Origin of the sequence: Pectinatus haikarae (assembly GCF_015732185.1) — a bacterium.
GTDB lineage: Bacteria > Bacillota > Negativicutes > Selenomonadales > Selenomonadaceae > Pectinatus > Pectinatus haikarae.
In genome coordinates this window covers 630,681-650,263 of record NZ_WIQM01000016.1, presented here as the reverse complement: position 1 = coordinate 650,263, position 19,583 = coordinate 630,681, and the positions used below count along the sequence as shown (strand labels likewise).

Below are 19,583 nucleotides of genomic sequence, written 5' to 3'. Positions count from 1 at the left end.
TTAACTTTTCTTAACTCCTGCAAACCCTTATAAATAAAGACTTTCCAAAATGCAATTTTTTCGAGGTAAAAATCCTGCAACCCCACTAAATAAAGGCTTCGAAAGGTATTTTTTAAGTTGCTTCACATTCAAGAGGTCACTGGTTCGAAACCAGTATATCCCACCAGGAAAATTCAAGGATTTGCAGTGATTGCTGCAAATCCTTTTTAAGTAAAATGCAGCAACGTATAGCAATACGGTAATAAAAAATCGTGAGGGCCGTTATTTGGCTTTCACGATTTTTGGTTTAGGTGGAATATTTTCAGAGTGATTAAGAGCTGCTGGAGCGGTGGCTGTATACGTCCAGAAGCATACGGGCACTGTTGTGTCCCATCCGGTACTGGGCATCTTTCAATGCAAGAGGTTACTGGTTCGAAACCAGGACATCCCACCAAGGGAAAATGTAGGTCATATGAAAATTGATAAGCTTAGTGTGGCCTTTTGTTTTGTCAATATTGTTATAGTATTCTTTGTACCATGATAATTTATAATGGATAGGGAGGCATCTTGGTACCATGCTGGGAAAAATGATTGCCGACGCAAGATTAGAAGATGGCGATATTCAGAATATGAATTTTGAATATGAAGCTTTCACAAATGCCGATTTTTCAAAAATAGAATTTGAATCAGTACAATTTGTTAAATGTCAATTTATTAATTGCAATTTTTCAAAAGACAGCTTTTATAATGTGGTTTTTGAAAATTGTGTTCTTTCAAATTGTATTTTTACAGAAAGCTACTGGAAAAAATCCCAATTTTTAGAATGCAAGGGAGACGGAAGTAATTTCAGCAAGAGCTGTTTTAAAGAAATGATCTTCTTGAATAGCTCGTTATGTTATGTAAACGCTGCCAATACAGTATGGAAGGAATGTACTATAGATAACAGCAATTTTAAAGAATCTTTTTTTTCTGAGGTAAAATTTCAAAGAAGTAAATTTAGAGCGGCTAATTTTCAGTGTGTGGATTTCTTTGAAACATCACTTAAAGGAATAGATTTATCAGATTGTATCATTGAGGGGATAATGGTATCCGAAACATTCGACGAACTTAAAGGTGTAAAAATCAATGCGGTGCAAGCTGCTGGCCTAGCACAAATGTTGGGGGTCAAAATTGTTTGAACAAATTATTGCAGCGATGTTTCCTTTTATCAAAACCAGACTACATAAGACTTTATCAATTTTATACGAAAGTAATGATTTTGCTAATACAAAAATTTATTGTGCTTCAAATGTAATTTCTCATTCCCTGTTATTGTTTTTTTATAGATTGTACAAAGAGAATAAAATTGCAAAGTTTACGTGAGACTTTATCTGTGCTAGAATAAACTGAATTAATATAATTAAAAATTTCCTCCAAACGTGTAAATGCACTAAAAATCGATCATAGGGGTGTTAAGGATGAAAAGAATTTTTGTATTGGCGATGATGTTTTTTTCTTTATTTACGTTAACTGCATTTGCAGCTGATGTCCAACAAAAAGGGCAATCGGACCTTTTACAGCGGTCAACGGGGAAAATTGGTGTGATAATTATAGGTAATGCAGATGTCAAAACATCGGATTTTTTTGATATTATTTCTGAGGCAATGGTACAGTCTCCGACCGATATAAAAAAATATACCGTCGATGTAGGGACAAATGTTCAAACTGAATATCAAAACTATTGGTTGGACAAAGGGTTTCTTGACGAACAACCACTTACTAAAGATATTATTTTAGATTTTGTGAAATATAGTGGATATGATAAAGTGTTATTTATCATTGTAAAAGATCCGGTGATCGAAAAAACGGAACGGGGCTCAGGTTCTTGGGGTAAGGAAACGGTCAGGCGTGCATCCGTTGAAGTCAAAGCGTATTTGGCTGATGGGGATGCTGTTATAAAAAGCATAGATGTTACTAAGGAAAATAACTCATCGACCAGTGATTTAAGAGCAAAACGCGGTGCATTCAAAAAAAATATGGAAGAAATTATGGCGAATATCAAGGACTCTTTATAAAAAATGAAGCAGTGATGCAGAATTGGCAATACTGCCTGAAAATTGATAAAAAATAATTTCTTTTTCCTGATAAATGTTTAAGCGTTATATTTTGTTTATTTTTTATGTAATGAATGAATTCAGCGTGTATATTTTTAAATGAGGAGTGTTTTATGTCTAGGAAGATTATCACGCTGGCAATATGCATAATTATTCTTTTCCTGGGGATTTTATATATGTTTTATCCCCAAATATATACAGGTATTGAAAAAAAACCGGAAAATATAATTGATGAAGCTGAAGGAAAACCCTTTTACGTCTGGCAGACTATTCCGCCTGATGCGCCGCACGGCAGGACTATTTCATGGCTTGGCAGGAAAAATGATACGGGGCTGCTGGAGCTTTCGTATGCAGAACACTGTGATGTAAGCTATGAAGCAACTGTTTCTTCCTTTGACGAAGCTACATCAGTATATACGGTGAAGCTTCGCTCGCTTGATCCCAACACAGCTTACAGGTATCGTGTGAGTTCGGGTGCCGGATTTTCTGATTGGTATGCTTTTTCTACTCCTGATGAAAATAAATTGACGTTGTCGGCCATTATTTTCGGTGATTCACAATCTGCTGATTATTCTGTGTGGGAAAAAACAGCCAACGAAGCATATGCGAAAAATGCGGATATAGATTTCTTTATAAATATGGGCGATTTGGTCGATAATGGTATGGACTTATCGCAATGGCGGGCATGGCTCGGTGGTATAGCCAAATTTTCTAATGCAATACCTGTCGCTCCTGTTATGGGAAATCATGAAACATATGATCTTGATTGGAAACCGGTTGGACCAAAAATTTTCCAGCTCCTTTTTGATGTTCCTGAAAACAGTTCATACGGCATCCAAAAACATGCCTATTCTTTTGATTACGGGCCAGTGCATTTTGTGGTACTGGATACACAGCTTGAGGAGCAGCAGGCGGCACTGCCTAATCTTTTTAAGGAACAGGCAGAATGGCTGGATAAAGATTTAGCCATGTCGAATCTGCCGTGGAAAATAGTGCTGATGCACAGGCAACCGTGGAAAATCCCTCTTGACGGTTCCTTGAATAATATCGGTGAAACATTTTTGCCTATAATAAGCAGACATGGTGTTGACGCAGTGTTCAGTGCGCATATACATTCTTATTCACGTACTGAGCCTTTAAGCTTTGGCGGCAGCCCAGCAGTCTATGTCTCTACGGGCAGGAGCGGTGATCAGGCATGGAAAAATTCTCCGCAAAAAAGCACTGACGAAGAATTTTTTAATCCTGTTTCTGAGCCAATGTATCTGAAACTGGATGCTGATATGCATAAATTTGCGGTAAAAGCGTATAAACAGGATGGCAGCATTATTGATGAATGGCAGCTGCAAAAATAAAAATCGATAAAAGTGTTGACAAATCTTTCTTAGCTTAGTATAATATCATAGTCGGCTTGATGAGCGGCACTTAAATGGTTCACTAGCTCAGTTGGCAGAGCACCTGACTTTTAATCAGGGTGTCCCGAGTTCGAATCTCGGGTGAGCCACCATTTGGTTATAGAGCCTTCTTCCCATGGAAGAAGGCTTTTTTTGTCTGCATGAAAAAATAATCTGGTGTGAAGCTTTTTGCAATGATAAAAGCTGATTTCGGAGGCAGCCAGGTATATACCATGATTGCTTTAGAGAGTCGTTAAAATAAATTCTCCCATACCGTTGATGCGATAATCTCCCATGGAAGCTGGGATAAATACACTGTCTCCTTTTTTTAATATTAAACTTTCGTTGGGTGCATCAAGGCATAGTTCACCGTTCAGTACAAGCAAAGAATGGAAGGATTCATTGTCTGCGCAGAGTGTGCAGTTGCCGGCAATAGTAAAAAGATATACTGTAAATAAAGAGCATTGGGATAATAGTTTTATTTTATAGTCAGAAAAAATGCTTATGGAGCCAATTGCGCCTTTTTTCTGTGCCGGCGGATGCAGATCGGTTACCGTCAGGGCTTTTGCTATATGCAGTTCTCGTGGATTGCCGTCCTTGCCTTTTCTGCCATAGTCATAAACACGATATGTTGTATTGGAATTTTGTTGTATTTCAGCTATGAGTATACCTTTGCCGATGGCATGCAGTGTGCCGGAGGAAATGAAGAATACATCGCCCTTTTTTACAGAAACCTGATTGCATATATCAAGCAAGGTATTATCAGTTATACGTTTTTCAAATTCATCCCGGCTTATTTTATTTTTAAAGCCATAAATCAATTTTGCACCGGGTTCGGCATCGACTATGTACCACATTTCGGTTTTGCCGGGTTCGCCTTCTACTGCTTGAGCATAGTCATCATTTGGATGTACCTGTACGGATAGATTATCATGGGCATCTATTAATTTTATAAGCAAGGGAAAGTAATCAAGACTGGCTGCTTTTGTGCCTATGATTTTTTTGCCCAAATGGGAAATGCATTCAGGCAGGGTTTGTCCTTTGAAGATACCATTTTCAATAATGTTTAAGCCGGCCTGGTGACATGACAATTCCCAACTTTCCGCAATCGTTGGCAAATCTGTTTCTTTTCCATACTCGTTTTTCAGTCTGGTTCCGCCCCAAATGTAATCTTTAAGGGGAGCTTTTAATTTTAATGGATATAGCATATAATTCACCTCTGGTTTATTATAGCACAGTATATCTGAGTAGCGATATTGCCTGATTTTATCAGGAACAATTATATTGTGCATCAGGAGAGAATAGTATGATTTTTTGTCCCCTTTTCATATTTTAAAGGAATTATGAAAAATACTATTTATATTTTTTCCTAAAATGAGGATAAGAAGTTTTTTTTGTATATATAAACGATATAACCCTAAAATTTTTTCTTGACTAGTGTATACTTGCAAACTATAATATATTTATTGCAATAAGAATGGCAGTTAATGCTCTTTTTTATACGAGATAGAGATCTGGGTTCAACTGAGCTGATTGCAGTGTAAGCGGTCGTCGTATAATCAAGTTCATACCTGGGGAAAGATGCTTTTAAAAATCTAAGTAAGGTATCTTAATAGGAGGAGTTTCATGGAATTAAGGGGAAAGCGTTTAAAAATTGTCGGTACGCTTCTTGGTGTGACAATGATGTCAGCAGTTCTTTCCGGCTGTGGCGGACAAAAGAATGCAGATGATGCCAATACCATCAAAATCGGAGCGAATTTCGAGCTTACCGGGAATGCCGCAAATTATGGTTCAGCTGCTTTGGACGGCTTGAGATTGGCAGTTAAGGAAGTAAATGATGCAGGCGGAATCGACGGAAAGAAAATTGAGCTTGAAGAAGTAGACAGCAAATCGGAAGCATCAGAGTCAGCTAATGCGACAACAAAGTTGGTTACGGATAAGGTTTCAGCTATTGTCGGACCGGCTACTACCGGTGATGTTTTAGCTTCATCGCCAATCGTGACAGACAGCAAGATTCCTCTTATCGCACCGGCAGCTACCAGCCCGAAGGTAACTGTAGATGATAATGGCAAGGTTAAGCCCTTTGTTTTTCGCAGCTGCTTTATTGATCCGCAGCAGGGAGAAGTAATGTCTACCTTTGCAGTTAAAACACTACATGCAAAAACAGCGGTTATTTATGTTGATTCAAGCACGGATTATTCAAAAAGTCTGGGAAAGGTATTCAGAGAAAAATTTGAAGCATCAGGCGGGCAGATCGTCGACGAAGAAGCTTTTGTCCAGAAGGATCAGGATTTTAAGACAACACTCACAAAAATAAAAGCAGCCAACCCGGATATAATTTTTATTCCTGCTTATTATGAAGAAGTCGGCAAAATAGTAAAACAGGCGCGTGAACTGGGAATAACAGCACCTTTACTTGGTACGGACGGCTGGGATGATACAAAGGTTATAGATATAGCGGGCAAAGATCCGCTGAACAATACATTTTACAGTACACATTATTCCGATCAGGATAAAGATGTGCAGAATTTTATAAAAATGTTTGAAAAAGAAAATAACGGCAAGGAACCTAATGTTTTTGCAGCCTTGGGATATGATGCCGGAAAAATGCTGATTGAAGCCATTAAACAGGCTAAGAGCAGCGATCCGCAAAAAATACGTGATGCATTGGAAAATCTGAAGGATATTCAGGTAGGAACTGGTGTTATCAGTATAAATAAGGATCATAATCCTATAAAATCTGCCGTAATAATTGAAATGAAAGATGGCAATAAAGTTATGCGGGAAAAGATAGCCCCGGAAAATTGATCAGGGGGACGGTCAATTTCGGTCGGTTCGGCTGGAATTGACTGAAGGATTGGCAGATATCAGACTGATATTGACAATAATATAATCTGTAACATATAATATCAAATATAACTGATCGTATGTTTATAATAGTTGATATGTGCTCAACGGTGAGCTGCTTAGGTTGAAGCACTGGTTGGCATCGGAACCTTTAGCTGGTCGGCTGAAGGTTTTATTTTTGTCTATAATTAGGAGCCAGCCAAATAGTGGTACATGGTCAAAGTGTTTTTTAACGAGAATTATAAGTGCACGGGACAGTGCAGTGTTGCAATTCTCATTTATTTAACTTTTGATTATAGTATTATGTATTTATTAAAAAAATAAAATGTAATGGGGGCTTTCTGATGGGGATTATGGATCAGTTCCTGCAGCAGCTGATCAATGGAATATCGCTGGGGAGTATTTATGCGCTGATTGCTTTAGGATATACCATGGTATATGGCATTATCAAACTTATAAACTTTGCGCATGGCGATATCTATATGGTTGGTGCGTATATCGGCTTTTTTTGCATAACTATAATGAATTGGCCGGTTTTGCCTGCTTTGCTTGTATCAATGCTTCTGACAGGAATATTGGGGATGCTTATAGAAAGGTTTGCATATAGACCGCTGCGTTCAGCACCACGTATATCTGTATTGATAACAGCGATTGGTGTATCATTTTTTCTTGAGTATACAATGATGTATTTTGTTACGCCGCAGCCGAGGACTTTTCCCAGTCTTCTGGATGATGCTGCTTATCATATAGGACCGTTTATTATTAATAATCAGCAGATAATGATTTTTGCCATAACAATAATTCTTATGGCTATTTTGACCTATATAGTCCAGTATACGAAAGTGGGAAAGGCTATGCGTGCTGTTTCCTTTGATACTGAGACGGCGCAGTTGATGGGGATAAACTCTAACAGGATTATTTCAGTAACGTTCGGGATAGGTTCGGCCCTGGCTGCCGCTGCGGGAGTATTGGTGGGGATTTATTACAATTCCATTGATCCTCTCATGGGAATAATGCCGGGCCTTAAGGCTTTTGTTGCAGCTGTTCTTGGCGGCATAGGCATCTTACCGGGAGCTGCTGCCGGCGGTATTATTCTGGGCATTATAGAAGCACTGGTAAGCGGTTTTATTTCTTCTACTTTTCGTGATGCGGCAGCTTTTGCCATATTGATATTGGTTTTACTTTTTAAACCGTCAGGTCTCTTGGGCAAAAATACTAACGAGAAAGTGTAGGTGTGATAAATGAGTTCATTGCGTAAAACAGATCTTAAGGCAATAGTTATCAGCCTAATTGTCTTTGCAGTATTGCAGGGATTGATCTCTTCTGAAGCCTTGGATCCTTTTTGGCAGCTTAATATAATTGTAATCTGTATAAATATAATTATGTCTGTAAGTCTTAATCTTATAAATGGCTATACAGGCCAATTTTCTTTGGGGCATGCAGGCTTTATGGCTATAGGAGCTTATACGGGAGCTGTTTTGTCGGTTAATTTTCATATGCCTTTTATTGTCGGTTTAATTACGGCATTTGTAACGGCGGCTATCATAGGCTGCCTTATCGGTCTGCCGACGATGAGACTCAGCGGTGACTATCTTGCTATAGCTACATTAGGACTGGGCGAAATAATTCGTATCGTTATAATGAATGTCAATTACGTGGGCGGAGCGGCCGGTTTTATGGGAATTCCCAAATCTACAAATTTTGCATGGGCGTTTTTTGTAATGCTGTTTGTAGTATTTTTTATAAAAAATTATGTGAATTCATCGTTTGGCCGTGCCTGTGTGGCAATTCGCGAAAACGAAATAGCTGCGGAGGCTATGGGTGTGAATACGACAAAGTACAAAGTGCTTGCTTTTACCGTAGGAGCAGGCTTTGCCGGAGTGGCAGGATGTCTCTTTGCTCATACTTTCTATATAGTGCATCCGTCGTCCTTTACTTTTTTATCATCATTTAACTATCTGATAATGGTGGTTATGGGCGGCATGGGTTCTATTACCGGCTCCATAGCAGGAGCATTTATTCTTACTACTATCTCGGCGCTGCTTTCCGATTGGCCTGAACTGCGAATGAGCATATATGCCGTTGTCCTTATTGCGCTCATGTTTTATCGTCCGCAGGGGTTGTTCGGCAATATCGAAATTACGAGTTTGCCCATTTTTAAACGTTTTAAAGGGGGAAAATGAGTATGAGCATATTGTTGGAGGCAAAGAACATATCAAAATTGTTCGGCGGGTTAAAAGCTGTCAGCAATTTTAATATGACTATAAATAAAGGCGAATTAGTGGGACTTATCGGTCCGAACGGAGCAGGAAAGACGACGGCATTTAATCTTTTTACGGGAGTTTATCAGCCAACCTCAGGGACTCTTTCTTTAGACGGAAGGAGTTTGCTGGGGATGAAACCATCCCAGATCACACAGAGAGGACTTGCCAGAACCTTTCAAAATATACGTCTGTTTTCTGAGCTGAGTGTTTTGGATAATGTAAAAATTGCCTATCATACTCATTTGAATTATAATTTGCTGGAAGCTGCGTTTCGTTTTGGCCGTTACATCAAACAGGAACGTCAGATTGAAGAAACCGGGCGGGAACTGCTGAAAATATTTAAGCTGGAAGATAAGGCCGACGAAATAGCAAAAAATCTGCCCTATGGTGCACAGCGCCGTCTGGAAATAGCGCGCGCGTTGGCTACACATCCGCAGCTTTTGCTTTTGGATGAACCTGCGGCCGGAATGAATCCGCAGGAAACAAACGAGCTTATGGACATGATCAGCTGGATAAGAAAAGAATATGCTCTTTCCATCTTGCTTATCGAACATGATATGAGTCTCGTAATGGGAATCTGTGAACGTATATATGTGCTGGAATATGGTTCTATTATAGCCCAGGGAGTGCCTGATGAGATTAAGAAAAATCCGGAGGTTATCCGTGCTTATCTTGGTGAGGAGGCTTAATAATGGCTATAATGTTGAAACTGGATGATATAAATGTTTTTTATGGTGCTATTCATGCAATCAAAGGAATAAGCCTTGAGGTGGACCAAGGTGAGATAGTCACGCTTATTGGCGCTAATGGTGCAGGCAAGTCTACCACTCTGCGCACTGTTTCCGGGCTGCTTAAACCTAAAACAGGAACAATATCGTTTGAAGATAAGACGATAAGCGGGCAGCCGGCACATAAAATTGTCGAATATGGAATATCTCAGGTACCGGAAGGCCGCCGTATTTTTGCCAATATGACAGTTATGGAAAATCTTGAACTAGGAGCTTATATCAGAACAGATAAGAATGGCATAAAAAGCGATCTGGAAAGAGTATTCAAACATTTTCCCCGTCTTGCCGAACGCAAGAAACAAGAGGCAGGCACGCTGTCAGGCGGTGAACAGCAAATGCTTGCGATGGGACGTGCTCTTATGAGCAGTCCGCGTCTTCTTCTGCTTGATGAACCATCTATGGGATTGGCGCCTCTCTTGATAAAAGAAATTTTTGAGATAATAAAGGATATAAATAAAGCAGGAACAACTATTCTTCTTGTAGAACAGAATGCTAATATGGCGTTATCAATAGCTAATCGTGCCTATGTTTTGGAAACCGGAAAAATCACGCTCAGCGGCGATGCTAAAGAGCTGTCTGCCAGCGAGGACGTGCGTAAGGCATATCTTGGCGGATAATGGCTGTTAATGAAAGGAGTCTGATAATGTGTTTGTATCAAGTTATATGACAAGAAACCCAATTACTGTTTCAGCGGATACTCCTGTGGATGAGGCTGCGGGACTCATGAAAATGAATCATTTTCGCCGTTTGCCTGTTATGAAAGACGGCAAAGTAGTAGGTATTATAAGTGATCGTGACATTTCACGCATAGCTCCTTCCCCTGCGACTACCTTGGCTAAGTATGAAATAAATTCGCTACTGGCAAAAATGCCGGTCAGCGATGTAATGTCTGCTCCGATAGTTTGTGTTTCTGATGAAGCAACTGTTGAAGAAGCAGCGCTGCTGATGTGCAATAATAAAATAGGCGGTATGCCGGTAGTGAGCAGTGTTGGGGTGTTGGTAGGCATAATAACTGAAACGGATATTTTCCGTGTATTGGTAAAGGTAATGGGGCTGGCCAGCGGTAAAATGCGTGTTACTCTTGATTTTAAGGATAAAATCGGTGCGACCAAAGAGATTGCCGATGTATTTGCAAAGCACCAGCTGAATATTGACAGTTTTGTTTCTTTTAACACACCTAATGGTGATTCTGAGGCAATTATTCGCGGAACTTTTCCGGATTTGAATGAAATCACAGTTGATCTTCAAAAACTAGGTTATAAAGTTTCTCATATAACTAAAATCGGTATGCTGTAAAGCCGTAACCTTTACTTTTGGTATGTTGTATGCTACTATAATGTAAATAAATTAATCTGCGGTTTTCCGCAGATTAATTTTTTGTGCTTATTATAAATTGTATTTGAATGAGAGGTAAAATAATGGATACGGCTGCACATGGTGTTTTGAAACGGCGTACAGCATATTTGTCAGTGATATCGAATACAATACTAGTCGTACTGAAACTTTGTGTGGGCCTATATGTCGGCGCAATGAGCTTGATCTCAGAGGCAATGCATTCAGGTGTCGACCTTATTGCCGCTATGATTGCTTTTTGGGCAGTCAGAAAGGCAATGATACCGCCTGATCAAAAATATGACTATGGCTATGGTAAATATGAAAATTTATCTTCGGCAATCGAGGCAGTGCTTATAGTTCTGGCCGCTGTAATGATAATTTATGAAACTTTCGATAAATTCCGTTCTAATCCGCAGATACAGGATATTGAATATGGCATCGCGATAATGTTTGTTTCTATAATCATCAACTTACTAGTTTCGCGCAGATTGATTTCCGTCGCAAGGAAAACTGATTCACAGGCACTCGAAGCTGACGGACTGCATTTGCAGTCTGATGTTTGGACTTCGGTGGGAGTGCTGATAGGGCTTTGTGGTATACATATTCTGGGATGGTATTGGCTTGATCCGGTAGTGGCAATAGCAGTAGCGATGATAATCTTTCGGGCAGGTTATAAAATGATCGTTAAGAGTACGCGGGATCTGACAGATGCGAGCTTGTCAGCCGAATATGAAAAAAAGATATCGAATATATTTATGAAATATGAAGCTGTATTGGGATATCATAATTTACGTACACGTTCATCCGGTGCATATAAAATGATAGATGCACATATAAATTTTGACTGCGGCATGAGTTTAGGCGATGTGCATAAAGTCTGTGATGCCATTGAAATGGACATTAAAAAAACTATGGGAGCGACCGTAGATGTTGTAATACATCCCGAACCTGTCGAACGAGTTTCCAGAACTACATGCAAATTAAATTTGGATAACAACATAAGTAATAAAGGTGAAAAAAATGAATAAGATTGACTATCAAAAAGGTGATATTGTCAAAATGAAAAAAAAGCATCCCTGCGGCAGCGACACTTGGGAAATATTGCGGGTGGGAATGGATTTTGGTATAAAATGCTGTGGCTGTGGACATTATGTTATGATGCCGCGTCCAAAATTTGAAAAAATGGCGAAAGATATTGTGAAAAAAACGAACGAATAAAAAAATATTGAAATTTGATTTGCCATGTGTTATAATTTTATTGCTTTTTAACGATGGAGAGGTGTCCGAGTGGTCGAAGGTGATTGACTCGAAATCAATTGTACCGCAAGGTACCGTGGGTTCGAATCCCACCCTCTCTGCCATAGTAAATTCAAGGCTTTGCGAAATTCGCAAGGCCTTTTTCTTATGGAGAAAATGGTTAAAATTTTATGGAAATTTTTACTGACAGCGGTAATTTTGTCAGAAGTAGTTTGAAAAAGATAGCACTAGATTTGCTGGTCTGAGTATATTGCATACGTTATAATAATAAGCAAATAAACGTTTATTTTATAGGAGAAGCAGGCATGGCTGACAAAGAAAAATCAGCGGTGAATATCAGTATATTTATGGGAATTGAGTCTGTTGATATAATGGCGGCTGTTGCTAAAGCCGGAAATTATTTGGCAGCCGGTGGTTTTGTGGAACAGGAATATGTTGCCAGTATGATACGGCGTGAAAAATTGCGCAGCACTTATATAGGCAGAGGGATTGCGATATCTCACGGGATGCCTGGATCAGAGATATTTATTCAAAAGACGGGTATTTGCGTCCTGCAGTTTCCAAAAGGATTGCAATATGGGGGAGGTATGGTTTATTTGCTTATAGGTCTGGCAATAAATCCTGAAGAAGATGATGTGTTTTTCTCGAAATTATCAGATATATTGGAAGATAAAGTGTTATTAAATAAATTATTTGTCACTGAGGATAAAAAATTTTTTCACGATGTCTTCAATCAAAATTGAGAAAGAAGATGAATCAATGGAAAATGTGGTAAATACAATGCAGAAATCATCTATAGTGAAGATAAGGATACAAAAGTTCGGCCGTTTTTTGGCAGGCATGGTAATACCTAATATTTCAGCATTTATAGCATTCGGGCTGGTTACTTCTCTGTTTATACCCACGGGATGGTATCCAAATGAGAAACTGGCAGAATTAGTTGGACCTCTGGTGAAAACACTGCTGCCCTTGCTGATCGGTTATACAGGCGGACGGATCGTGAACGGTGAACGCGGTGCCGTGGTGGGAGTTCTGGCAACACTGGGACTGGTAGTAGGTGCACAGATTCCCATGTTCATGGGAGCAATGGTGATGGGGCCGCTTGGTGGTTATCTAATCAAAAAATTTGATGATATTGTCGACGGCAGGGTAAAATCCGGTTTTGAAATGATTGTCAACAATTTCTCCGCCGGAATTTTAGGCGGTATTTTAATGATTTTTTCTTTTCTGGTAATCGGACCGATTGTACAGAATATAAATATAGTCATATCGGGAATAATGCAGCAATTCATACAAGCCAACCTGCTGCCCCTATCGGCAATTCTGATAGAGCCGGCAAAAGTTCTATTTTTGAATAATGCCATAGATCACGGTATTTTGGGTCCGCTGGGAATTCAGCAGACAGTCACGCAGGGAAAATCAATTTTGTTTTTGCTGGTTACAAATCCGGGACCGGGGCTTGGCTTGCTGCTGGCTTACTGGATGTACGGAAAAGGTACAATGAAGGATTCGGTACCGGGAGCAATACTTATACATTTCTTTGGCGGGATACACGAAATATATTTCCCCTATGTGTTGATGAATCCGTTGACGATCATCGGAGTTATTGCCGGAGGGATAACCGGAACGCTGATATTTACTCTCTTTCAAACGGGCTTGGTGGCAACGCCTTCACCGGGAAGTATATTTGCTTTGATGGCAATGACACCCAGGGGGAATTTTATACCGGTTTTAAGCGGCGTAGCTGTGTCTTCGATAGTATCATTTCTGGTATCAGCTATTTTTGTCAGAATGTCCAAAGGACAGGGGGATTTGCAGGAAGCAATAAAAACCAGAGATTCAATAAAAAATCCGGGAAATATACTGGATCAGATAATTCCGATGGAGGTCTCAGAATCGAGACGGGAAGCTGCGGAGCTGCCTGTAAGGAAGATTGTTGTGGCCTGTGATGCAGGCATGGGTTCAAGTGCAATGTCCGCTGCGGTATTGGCGAAAAAGATAAAGAAGGCGGGACTTGATATAACGGTGGAACATGCATCTATACAGCGCATACCTGATGACGCGGATATAGTAGTTACTCATATTGAGCTTACCGGCAGTGCGAGAAAGGTCAGGCCGGACAAAAAACATATTTCAATATCTGATTATATCAATGCACCGGAATACGATGCATTGGTTACTGAATTGGAAAAAAATAACAAGAAGTGATATTCACGGCAAAGAGGCGGTAATATGAAATTCATTATGTACGGAGCGGGCAATATCGGCAGGGGCTTTATAGGGGCACTGTTTTCACAGCTTGGCTATGAGGTAGTATTCATTGATGTGGATGAGGTGCTTATCAGGGAACTCAACGAGCGGCACGAGTATTGGCAGGAAATAGTTGATTCTGCCGGCAGCCGCATGAACAGGATAAGAAATGTGCGCGGTGTAAATGGCAGAAATATGGATCTCATAGCAAAAGAAATGGAGGATGCCGATTTGATGGCCACAGCTGTCGGTGCTGCTATGCTGCCCCGAATAGCGGGCAGCATAGCATATGGCCTTCAGGCGCGCTGGAAGAAGAACAGCCGCGTATTCAATATATTGATATGTGAAAATTTGATGGATGCAGATAGTTTTCTGGCCGGAGAAATTAAAAAGCACATGGCGGGTGATGCCGTTAAAATTTTTGAACAAAACACGGGACTGGTGGAAACCTGTATCGGCAGGATGGTTCCCTTAGTCCCGGACGAAAAACGGCAAAGCGATCCGCTCTACGTCGCAGCAGAGCCGTATGATATCCTGCCTGTGGACAAGGCTGGGTTCCTGGGAGAACCTCCCGCCTGCAAAAAGATAATAGCCTATGAGCCGTTTGACTTTTATGTGCAGAGAAAGCTGTATCTGCACAATATGGCACATGCAATCAGCGCATATCTGGGAATGCGGGAAAACTTGCGATACGTGAGTGATGCAGTCAAGGTTTCCTCAATACGTTTGATAATTACGGGAGCTATGCAGGAAGCCGTGCGGATGCTTGCAAAAAAATATAATGTCAAGTACGATGAACTTTGTTTGCATATGAATGATTTGCTGTATCGTTTTCAAAATCCGGGACTTAAGGATACCTTGCTGCGTGTGGGCAGAGATCCGCTGCGCAAACTGCAGCCGGAGGATCGGTTGATTGGCGCAGCAGTCAGCTGTTTGCAGATGGAAGTGGAGCCTGTTTATATATCAATAGGGATAGCCGGCGCTGTAAGTGCGTTCCTGCGTGAAGCAGATAAGGAATGTACCGAGGAGAATTGCAGGGCGGTTTTGGAAAAAGTTTGTCATATAACGCCGGAATGCAGAATATTTATATATACGGCGAAATTTTTTGCCATGTTTGCGAGAAAGGACTCCTATGAAAGAATGATAGAAACAGTCGATGCTTTTTATAAAAAAACTACGGGTGATATTATCTAATTTGAATAAAGAGTGATGATAAATGGTATCCATCAGGCAAAAAAAGATAATAGAATATCTTTGTCAGGCTTCTGAATATGTATCAATGAAGGAATTGGCTGAAAAATTGAAGCTGACAGAGCGTACAATTTACCGTGAACTGCCGGATATAAACAAAATATTTTCGAAGCATGATATTATGCTGACTACCGTATTTAGTAAAGGTATAAAAGTAAAAGCTCTGCCGAGAGATTTGATACGGCTGAAAAGTTTTTTGAACGACAGTGTTCTGCACGAAATATATCCTGTAAGTATCAGGGAAGATATGATTATGCTCAGACTGCTGGATGAGAAATTTTATACAAAAGCACAGGTGTTGGCAATTGATACGAAGTCTTCATTGAAGACTGTACGCAACGATCTTATAAGGCTGAAAAAATCTGCGCCAAAGTATCAGATAAAAATCGAAAGTAAAAAAGGCAGCGGATTTTTTATAAAAGCCGATGAGGTGCTTAAACGTCATCTGCTGGTGAGGCTTATACTGAATAATCTGAAGGTAGAGGATTTTTTCAAATATCTGGCTGACGAATATGCAGCATCCGTTACAGCAAAATTTATTTTCCGTGAACTGGAATATAAAAGCTATTTCAAGAGAATATACAGACTTTTACGGTCCGCAGTCACTGCATGCGATATACAGATAACTGACCGGAATTTCCAGGAGGCAATAGTAATGCTGGCAGTGCTGCTTAGGCGGAATAATCTTCTGAGTGGTAAATATTCCTTTACCAATGATCTGATGATGTATTATGATGAGCAGCTCTTTCTGAATGATTTTAAAAAAGCTTTGGAAAAAGAATTTTCCTGTGTGTTGAGAAAAAAAGAGACAGAATATTTCTTATGGATAGCAAGTCTTTATCTAAAGCTCGATTGCAGCGGGAAAACCGAGTATGACAAGGTTTTACTGCAGAATGTATCAGAGCTGATAAGCAGGGCTGAGTGCGAGCTGCACCAAAAACTGCGCAGTCCGGCTTTGGAAAAAAATTTATACAACCATCTGTCAATGGCGCTGAATCGTATAAAAAAAGGAATATGGACAAGCAATCCCTATAGGGAGGACATTAAAAAAAATTATAAAAATATATATGAAATGACAAGAAAAATATGCGACAGTGTTTTTTCGGGAGAAAGTATCTCCGATGATGAAATAGCCTATATTGTTTTATATTTTGCCGCGGCAGTGAATGATGCTGACAGCTGTGTTTTTAGAGCTTTGGTGATTTGTACCAGCGGAATGGGAACATCCAAGCTCCTGGTCAGCAGGCTGAAAAAAGAATTTCCGAATATTTTGGTGAAAAAAACGCTGCCGCTTATAAAACTGCAGGAGGAAGCCCTTGCGCAATATGACATCATTATTTCAACGGCACCGCTGCAAGCCGGTTTGAGTAAGGCTGTGACGGTATCTCCTTTGCTTACGGACGAAGAAGTGAAACTTCTGCGGCGCATTATGGGGAAATAAATTTATTATAGAAGGTGTAAGCATGAACATTTTCACAAAAGATAACATTATTATAAATCAGACTTTTTCGGATAAGGAAGAAGCGATAAATGCAGCGGGCAGGATTTTGGCTGACCGCGGATATGTGCAGCCGGAATATATTGAATCAATGCAGAAAAGAGAAAAAGTAATATCGACTTACGTCGGCAATAAAATAGCAATACCGCACGGAATAAACGGTTCGGAGAGCCAGATAATGGAATCGGGGATATCTTTGCTGCAGGTTCCGCAAGGGGTATCCTTCGGCAAAGGGAAAACAGCATATATAGTTATCGGTATTGCGGGGAAGAATAATACACACATGTCAATACTGACGCAGCTGTCGGAAATCGTCTGCGATGTAGAGAATGTGGACAAGTTGATACAGGCTAAGGATGAGCAGGAAATACTTGATATAATAGGCATAAAATAATGCCGGATATGAAAATTAAAAGGAGACGGACATGGAATATTTAATAGATACCGCCAATATGACAATGATTGAAAAATGTGTTGACCTGTTGCCAATAACGGGCATAACAAGTAATCCGAGCATCATAAAAAAAGAGGGCAGGATAGATTTTTTTGAACATTTCAGAAAAATACGCGGCATTATAGGTGCTGATAAGACGCTGCATGTGCAGATACTGGCTGAAAAATGTGAGGGAATACTTGAAGAAGCGCATACGATATTGGAGAAAATAGACAGGGCAGTATACATAAAAATACCGGTGACGCCAGAAGGCTTGAAGGCTATCCGCCTGCTGAAAAAGGAAGGAGCAAAAATCACGGCAACTGCTGTTTACAGCAAAACACAGGGCTTTATGGCGATGGAGGCCGGAGCAGACTTCATCGCACCGTATTTCAATCGTATGGAAAATCTGGATATTGATGCTGCCGCTGCTGTAGAGTTCTTTGCTTCCATGATCGATAGATATGGCTATAGTACAAAGATTCTTGCGGCCAGTTTTAAAAATATACATCAGGTGAATGAAGCCTTTGCCTGCGGAGCGCAGGCTGCTACTGTAAGTCCTGATATATTACTGGCAGCCTTTGCTGTTCCGTCGATAAAAAAAGCTGTAGATGATTTTGCTGCTGACTGGGAAAGTGTTTTTGGAAAAGATCATATTTGTGATATGCCGTAATGGAATAAAGAGCGATTGTATGTAACGAAAATAATGCCGTTGATAGCGTAAAAGATATCAGCGGCATTATTTTGTGTATGATTTAAAAAAATTAGTTTTATCGTGAATATTTATGATTCAGTCAAAGATTTGTTTTTTGCGGCTGTAGTCTCTTTTTTTCTATTCCAGCTATATTTTATGGAGAGAACAGTAATGCTGGCGATAAACATGAAACCAGACATCAAAAAATAGCCAAAATTAAATGAACCGGTGGAGGTTTTTATCCAGCCCATCATATAAGGACCGACCCAGCCGCCGAGATTGCCGCAGGAATTGATAAGAGCAACAGATGCTGCCGCCGCAGGACCTGTAAGGAAAGTGGTCGGTATAGTCCACCATACACCCATCGCAGCATAAATACCAATGGCCGAGAGACAGACAAGGAAAAGAGCTTCATATATATTGGCGGCAAATGGACTGAGTCCAAGGCCTATGGCGCCGATAAACAGGGTACCGGATACATGCCAGACTTTGTCTCCAGTTGTACTGGACGTGTGGCCGATTATCAATTGCACTATCAATGCCGCAATCATAGGTATGGCGATAGCACCGCCAAGCAGCTGTGTTGACCAGCCTGATAAACCTTTGAGCACGGTAGGCATCCAGAAGTTGAACCCCCAAAAACCGATTACCCACATAAAATAAATAAAACATAGCTTTAAAACCTTGGGATCACTAAAAACCTGCACGACTGTGTATTTCTTTTTGCTTTGCAGACGCGACTGTTCTTTCTCATAAGCTTGGATAAGATAGTTTTTTTCTTCTGTCGAAAGCCATGCTACTTTTTCCGGGCGGTCTTTTACACAAAATAAGAAAAAAAAGGCAAACAAAATAGCCGGTATGGCTTCGAGTATAAACAGTTCCTGCCAGCCATGCATGCCAAAAAATGATGTATTGAGTAAAAAACCGGCAAGTGGTGCGCCGATTATTGTGGAGAGCAGCAATGACGTAAGCATAAGGGATGTGGCGCGGGCTCGTTCACCAGCAGTGAACCAGCGGGGAAAAAGGACAGAATAAATAACGGGATATAAGCTGGCTTCTGCCGCGCCAAGTAAAAAACGATAAAGATAAAATTCAAATTGTGTATGCATAAATGCCATAAGTATGCATACAAGACCCCAGGAAAACATGATGCGGGCTATCCATTTCGCGGCAGAAAATTTAACGGCTATCAGAGAACCGGGTATCTCAAATATTAAATAGCCCATGAAGAAAATACCGGCACCTGTCCCAAATATTTCAGGAGTGATCCAGTTGAGATCCTGCGTCATTGTAAGGGCGGCATAAGCAATATTTACACGATCGACGCAGGCAATAATAGAGACAAGAAATACCGGCAGAATGATACGCAGATCGCGCTGATGTTTTAAATGGGTAAAATTGATAGTATTCATAAATGATGCCTCCAAAATAAAAAAATAACCTCCGTCCTGAAAAGGACGGAGGTTTTGCTTCCGTGGTGCCACCTAAATTCCCGGAAAATGT

At 40.3% G+C, this 19,583-nt stretch carries 19 protein-coding genes, 2 tRNA genes and 1 other annotated feature (1 of these 22 only partly in view); of the genes, 19 read left to right on the top strand and 2 right to left on the bottom strand.

Features of this window, described 5'->3' with window-relative positions:
* Positions 1–554: 554 nt before the first annotated feature.
* From I6758_RS13665 to I6758_RS13650, 4 genes are all read left to right on the top strand, one after another.
* Entirely contained in the window at positions 555–1,157 is a 603-nt protein-coding gene (locus tag I6758_RS13665) for a pentapeptide repeat-containing protein (protein ID WP_196605783.1), read from the top strand.
* A gap of 279 nt (positions 1,158–1,436) precedes the next feature.
* A complete protein-coding gene (locus I6758_RS13660; protein WP_196605782.1) occupies positions 1,437–2,033 on the top strand; it encodes a hypothetical protein in 597 nt (198 codons plus the stop codon).
* Between the two features lie 152 nt (positions 2,034–2,185).
* Entirely contained in the window at positions 2,186–3,424 is a 1,239-nt protein-coding gene (locus tag I6758_RS13655; RefSeq protein WP_196605781.1) for a purple acid phosphatase family protein, read from the top strand.
* A gap of 76 nt (positions 3,425–3,500) precedes the next feature.
* Positions 3,501–3,576, top strand: a tRNA-Lys gene (locus I6758_RS13650).
* 129 nt (positions 3,577–3,705) lie between these two features.
* Here I6758_RS13650 and I6758_RS13645 read toward each other — a convergent pair.
* Positions 3,706–4,671, bottom strand: coding sequence for a type I phosphomannose isomerase catalytic subunit (locus I6758_RS13645; protein ID WP_196605780.1), 966 nt, complete (start codon positions 4,669–4,671; stop codon positions 3,706–3,708).
* A gap of 418 nt (positions 4,672–5,089) precedes the next feature.
* On the opposite strand from I6758_RS13645, the gene I6758_RS13640 reads away from it, so the two are divergent.
* From I6758_RS13640 to I6758_RS13570, 15 genes are all read left to right on the top strand, one after another.
* Positions 5,090–6,271 carry an ABC transporter substrate-binding protein gene (locus I6758_RS13640; RefSeq protein ID WP_196605779.1) on the top strand — a complete coding sequence of 394 codons (1,182 nt, stop codon included), beginning with the start codon at positions 5,090–5,092 and terminating at the stop codon, positions 6,269–6,271.
* A 383-nt stretch (positions 6,272–6,654) separates the two neighbouring features.
* A complete protein-coding gene (locus I6758_RS13635) occupies positions 6,655–7,542 on the top strand; it encodes a branched-chain amino acid ABC transporter permease (protein ID WP_196605778.1) in 888 nt (295 codons plus the stop codon).
* 9 nt (positions 7,543–7,551) lie between these two features.
* The gene (locus I6758_RS13630) at positions 7,552–8,493 is read left to right on the top strand and encodes a branched-chain amino acid ABC transporter permease (RefSeq protein ID WP_196605777.1); all 942 of its coding nucleotides are present in this window, start codon (positions 7,552–7,554) and stop codon (positions 8,491–8,493) included.
* Positions 8,494–8,495: 2 nt separating this feature from the next.
* The gene (locus tag I6758_RS13625; RefSeq protein WP_196605776.1) at positions 8,496–9,263 is read left to right on the top strand and encodes an ABC transporter ATP-binding protein; all 768 of its coding nucleotides are present in this window, start codon (positions 8,496–8,498) and stop codon (positions 9,261–9,263) included.
* A gap of 11 nt (positions 9,264–9,274) precedes the next feature.
* Positions 9,275–9,979 carry an ABC transporter ATP-binding protein gene (locus I6758_RS13620; protein ID WP_196605976.1) on the top strand — a complete coding sequence of 235 codons (705 nt, stop codon included), beginning with the start codon at positions 9,275–9,277 and terminating at the stop codon, positions 9,977–9,979.
* 28 nt (positions 9,980–10,007) lie between these two features.
* Entirely contained in the window at positions 10,008–10,658 is a 651-nt protein-coding gene (locus tag I6758_RS13615) for a CBS domain-containing protein (protein WP_196605775.1), read from the top strand.
* Positions 10,659–10,780: 122 nt separating this feature from the next.
* A complete protein-coding gene (locus tag I6758_RS13610) occupies positions 10,781–11,725 on the top strand; it encodes a cation diffusion facilitator family transporter (RefSeq protein ID WP_196605774.1) in 945 nt (314 codons plus the stop codon).
* On the top strand, positions 11,718–11,915 hold the full coding sequence (locus I6758_RS13605; RefSeq protein ID WP_196605773.1) for a DUF951 domain-containing protein: 198 nt from the start codon (positions 11,718–11,720) through the stop codon (positions 11,913–11,915). The genes I6758_RS13610 and I6758_RS13605 overlap by 8 nt, the downstream gene beginning before the upstream one ends.
* Positions 11,916–11,970: 55 nt before the next feature.
* Positions 11,971–12,058, top strand: a tRNA-Ser gene (locus I6758_RS13600).
* Positions 12,059–12,259: 201 nt separating this feature from the next.
* Positions 12,260–12,697, top strand: a complete 438-nt coding sequence (locus I6758_RS13595; RefSeq protein ID WP_196605772.1) for a PTS sugar transporter subunit IIA — start codon at positions 12,260–12,262, stop codon at positions 12,695–12,697.
* Between the two features lie 16 nt (positions 12,698–12,713).
* A complete protein-coding gene (locus I6758_RS13590) occupies positions 12,714–14,162 on the top strand; it encodes a PTS mannitol transporter subunit IICB (RefSeq protein WP_231038682.1) in 1,449 nt (482 codons plus the stop codon).
* 24 nt (positions 14,163–14,186) lie between these two features.
* Complete coding sequence (locus I6758_RS13585; protein ID WP_196605771.1) at positions 14,187–15,398, top strand: mannitol dehydrogenase family protein; 1,212 nt, start codon at positions 14,187–14,189, stop codon at positions 15,396–15,398.
* 22 nt (positions 15,399–15,420) lie between these two features.
* Positions 15,421–16,896, top strand: coding sequence for a BglG family transcription antiterminator (locus tag I6758_RS13580; protein ID WP_196605770.1), 1,476 nt, complete (start codon positions 15,421–15,423; stop codon positions 16,894–16,896).
* A gap of 22 nt (positions 16,897–16,918) precedes the next feature.
* Positions 16,919–17,347, top strand: coding sequence for a PTS sugar transporter subunit IIA (locus I6758_RS13575; RefSeq protein ID WP_196605769.1), 429 nt, complete (start codon positions 16,919–16,921; stop codon positions 17,345–17,347).
* Positions 17,348–17,378: 31 nt separating this feature from the next.
* A complete protein-coding gene (locus I6758_RS13570) occupies positions 17,379–18,059 on the top strand; it encodes a fructose-6-phosphate aldolase (protein ID WP_196605768.1) in 681 nt (226 codons plus the stop codon).
* Positions 18,060–18,169: 110 nt separating this feature from the next.
* On the opposite strand, the gene I6758_RS13565 is transcribed toward I6758_RS13570, so the two are convergent.
* A complete protein-coding gene (locus I6758_RS13565; protein WP_196605767.1) occupies positions 18,170–19,492 on the bottom strand; it encodes an MFS transporter in 1,323 nt (440 codons plus the stop codon).
* A gap of 38 nt (positions 19,493–19,530) precedes the next feature.
* Positions 19,531–19,583 (bottom strand) — a binding site (T-box leader); it runs 197 nt beyond the window's last position.

Bases quoted from the DNA above. Each gene is read 5' to 3' on its own strand.
- I6758_RS13635 (WP_196605778.1), top strand. From the start codon at position 6,655: ATGGGGATTATGGATCAGTTCCTGCAGCAGCTGATCAATGGAATATCG.
- I6758_RS13610 (WP_196605774.1), top strand. From the start codon at position 10,781: ATGGATACGGCTGCACATGGTGTTTTGAAACGGCGTACAGCATATTTG.
- I6758_RS13575 (WP_196605769.1), top strand. From the start codon at position 16,919: ATGAACATTTTCACAAAAGATAACATTATTATAAATCAGACTTTTTCG.
- I6758_RS13620 (WP_196605976.1), top strand. From the start codon at position 9,275: ATGTTGAAACTGGATGATATAAATGTTTTTTATGGTGCTATTCATGCA.
- I6758_RS13655 (WP_196605781.1), top strand. From the start codon at position 2,186: ATGTCTAGGAAGATTATCACGCTGGCAATATGCATAATTATTCTTTTC.
- I6758_RS13660 (WP_196605782.1), top strand. From the start codon at position 1,437: ATGAAAAGAATTTTTGTATTGGCGATGATGTTTTTTTCTTTATTTACG.
- I6758_RS13665 (WP_196605783.1), top strand. From the start codon at position 555: ATGCTGGGAAAAATGATTGCCGACGCAAGATTAGAAGATGGCGATATT.
- I6758_RS13630 (WP_196605777.1), top strand. From the start codon at position 7,552: ATGAGTTCATTGCGTAAAACAGATCTTAAGGCAATAGTTATCAGCCTA.
- I6758_RS13585 (WP_196605771.1), top strand. From the start codon at position 14,187: ATGAAATTCATTATGTACGGAGCGGGCAATATCGGCAGGGGCTTTATA.
- I6758_RS13590 (WP_231038682.1), top strand. From the start codon at position 12,714: ATGGAAAATGTGGTAAATACAATGCAGAAATCATCTATAGTGAAGATA.
- I6758_RS13565 (WP_196605767.1), bottom strand. From the start codon at position 19,492: ATGAATACTATCAATTTTACCCATTTAAAACATCAGCGCGATCTGCGT.
- I6758_RS13570 (WP_196605768.1), top strand. From the start codon at position 17,379: ATGGAATATTTAATAGATACCGCCAATATGACAATGATTGAAAAATGT.
- I6758_RS13605 (WP_196605773.1), top strand. From the start codon at position 11,718: ATGAATAAGATTGACTATCAAAAAGGTGATATTGTCAAAATGAAAAAA.
- I6758_RS13595 (WP_196605772.1), top strand. From the start codon at position 12,260: ATGGCTGACAAAGAAAAATCAGCGGTGAATATCAGTATATTTATGGGA.
- I6758_RS13580 (WP_196605770.1), top strand. From the start codon at position 15,421: ATGGTATCCATCAGGCAAAAAAAGATAATAGAATATCTTTGTCAGGCT.
- I6758_RS13645 (WP_196605780.1), bottom strand. From the start codon at position 4,671: ATGCTATATCCATTAAAATTAAAAGCTCCCCTTAAAGATTACATTTGG.
- I6758_RS13640 (WP_196605779.1), top strand. From the start codon at position 5,090: ATGGAATTAAGGGGAAAGCGTTTAAAAATTGTCGGTACGCTTCTTGGT.
- I6758_RS13625 (WP_196605776.1), top strand. From the start codon at position 8,496: ATGAGCATATTGTTGGAGGCAAAGAACATATCAAAATTGTTCGGCGGG.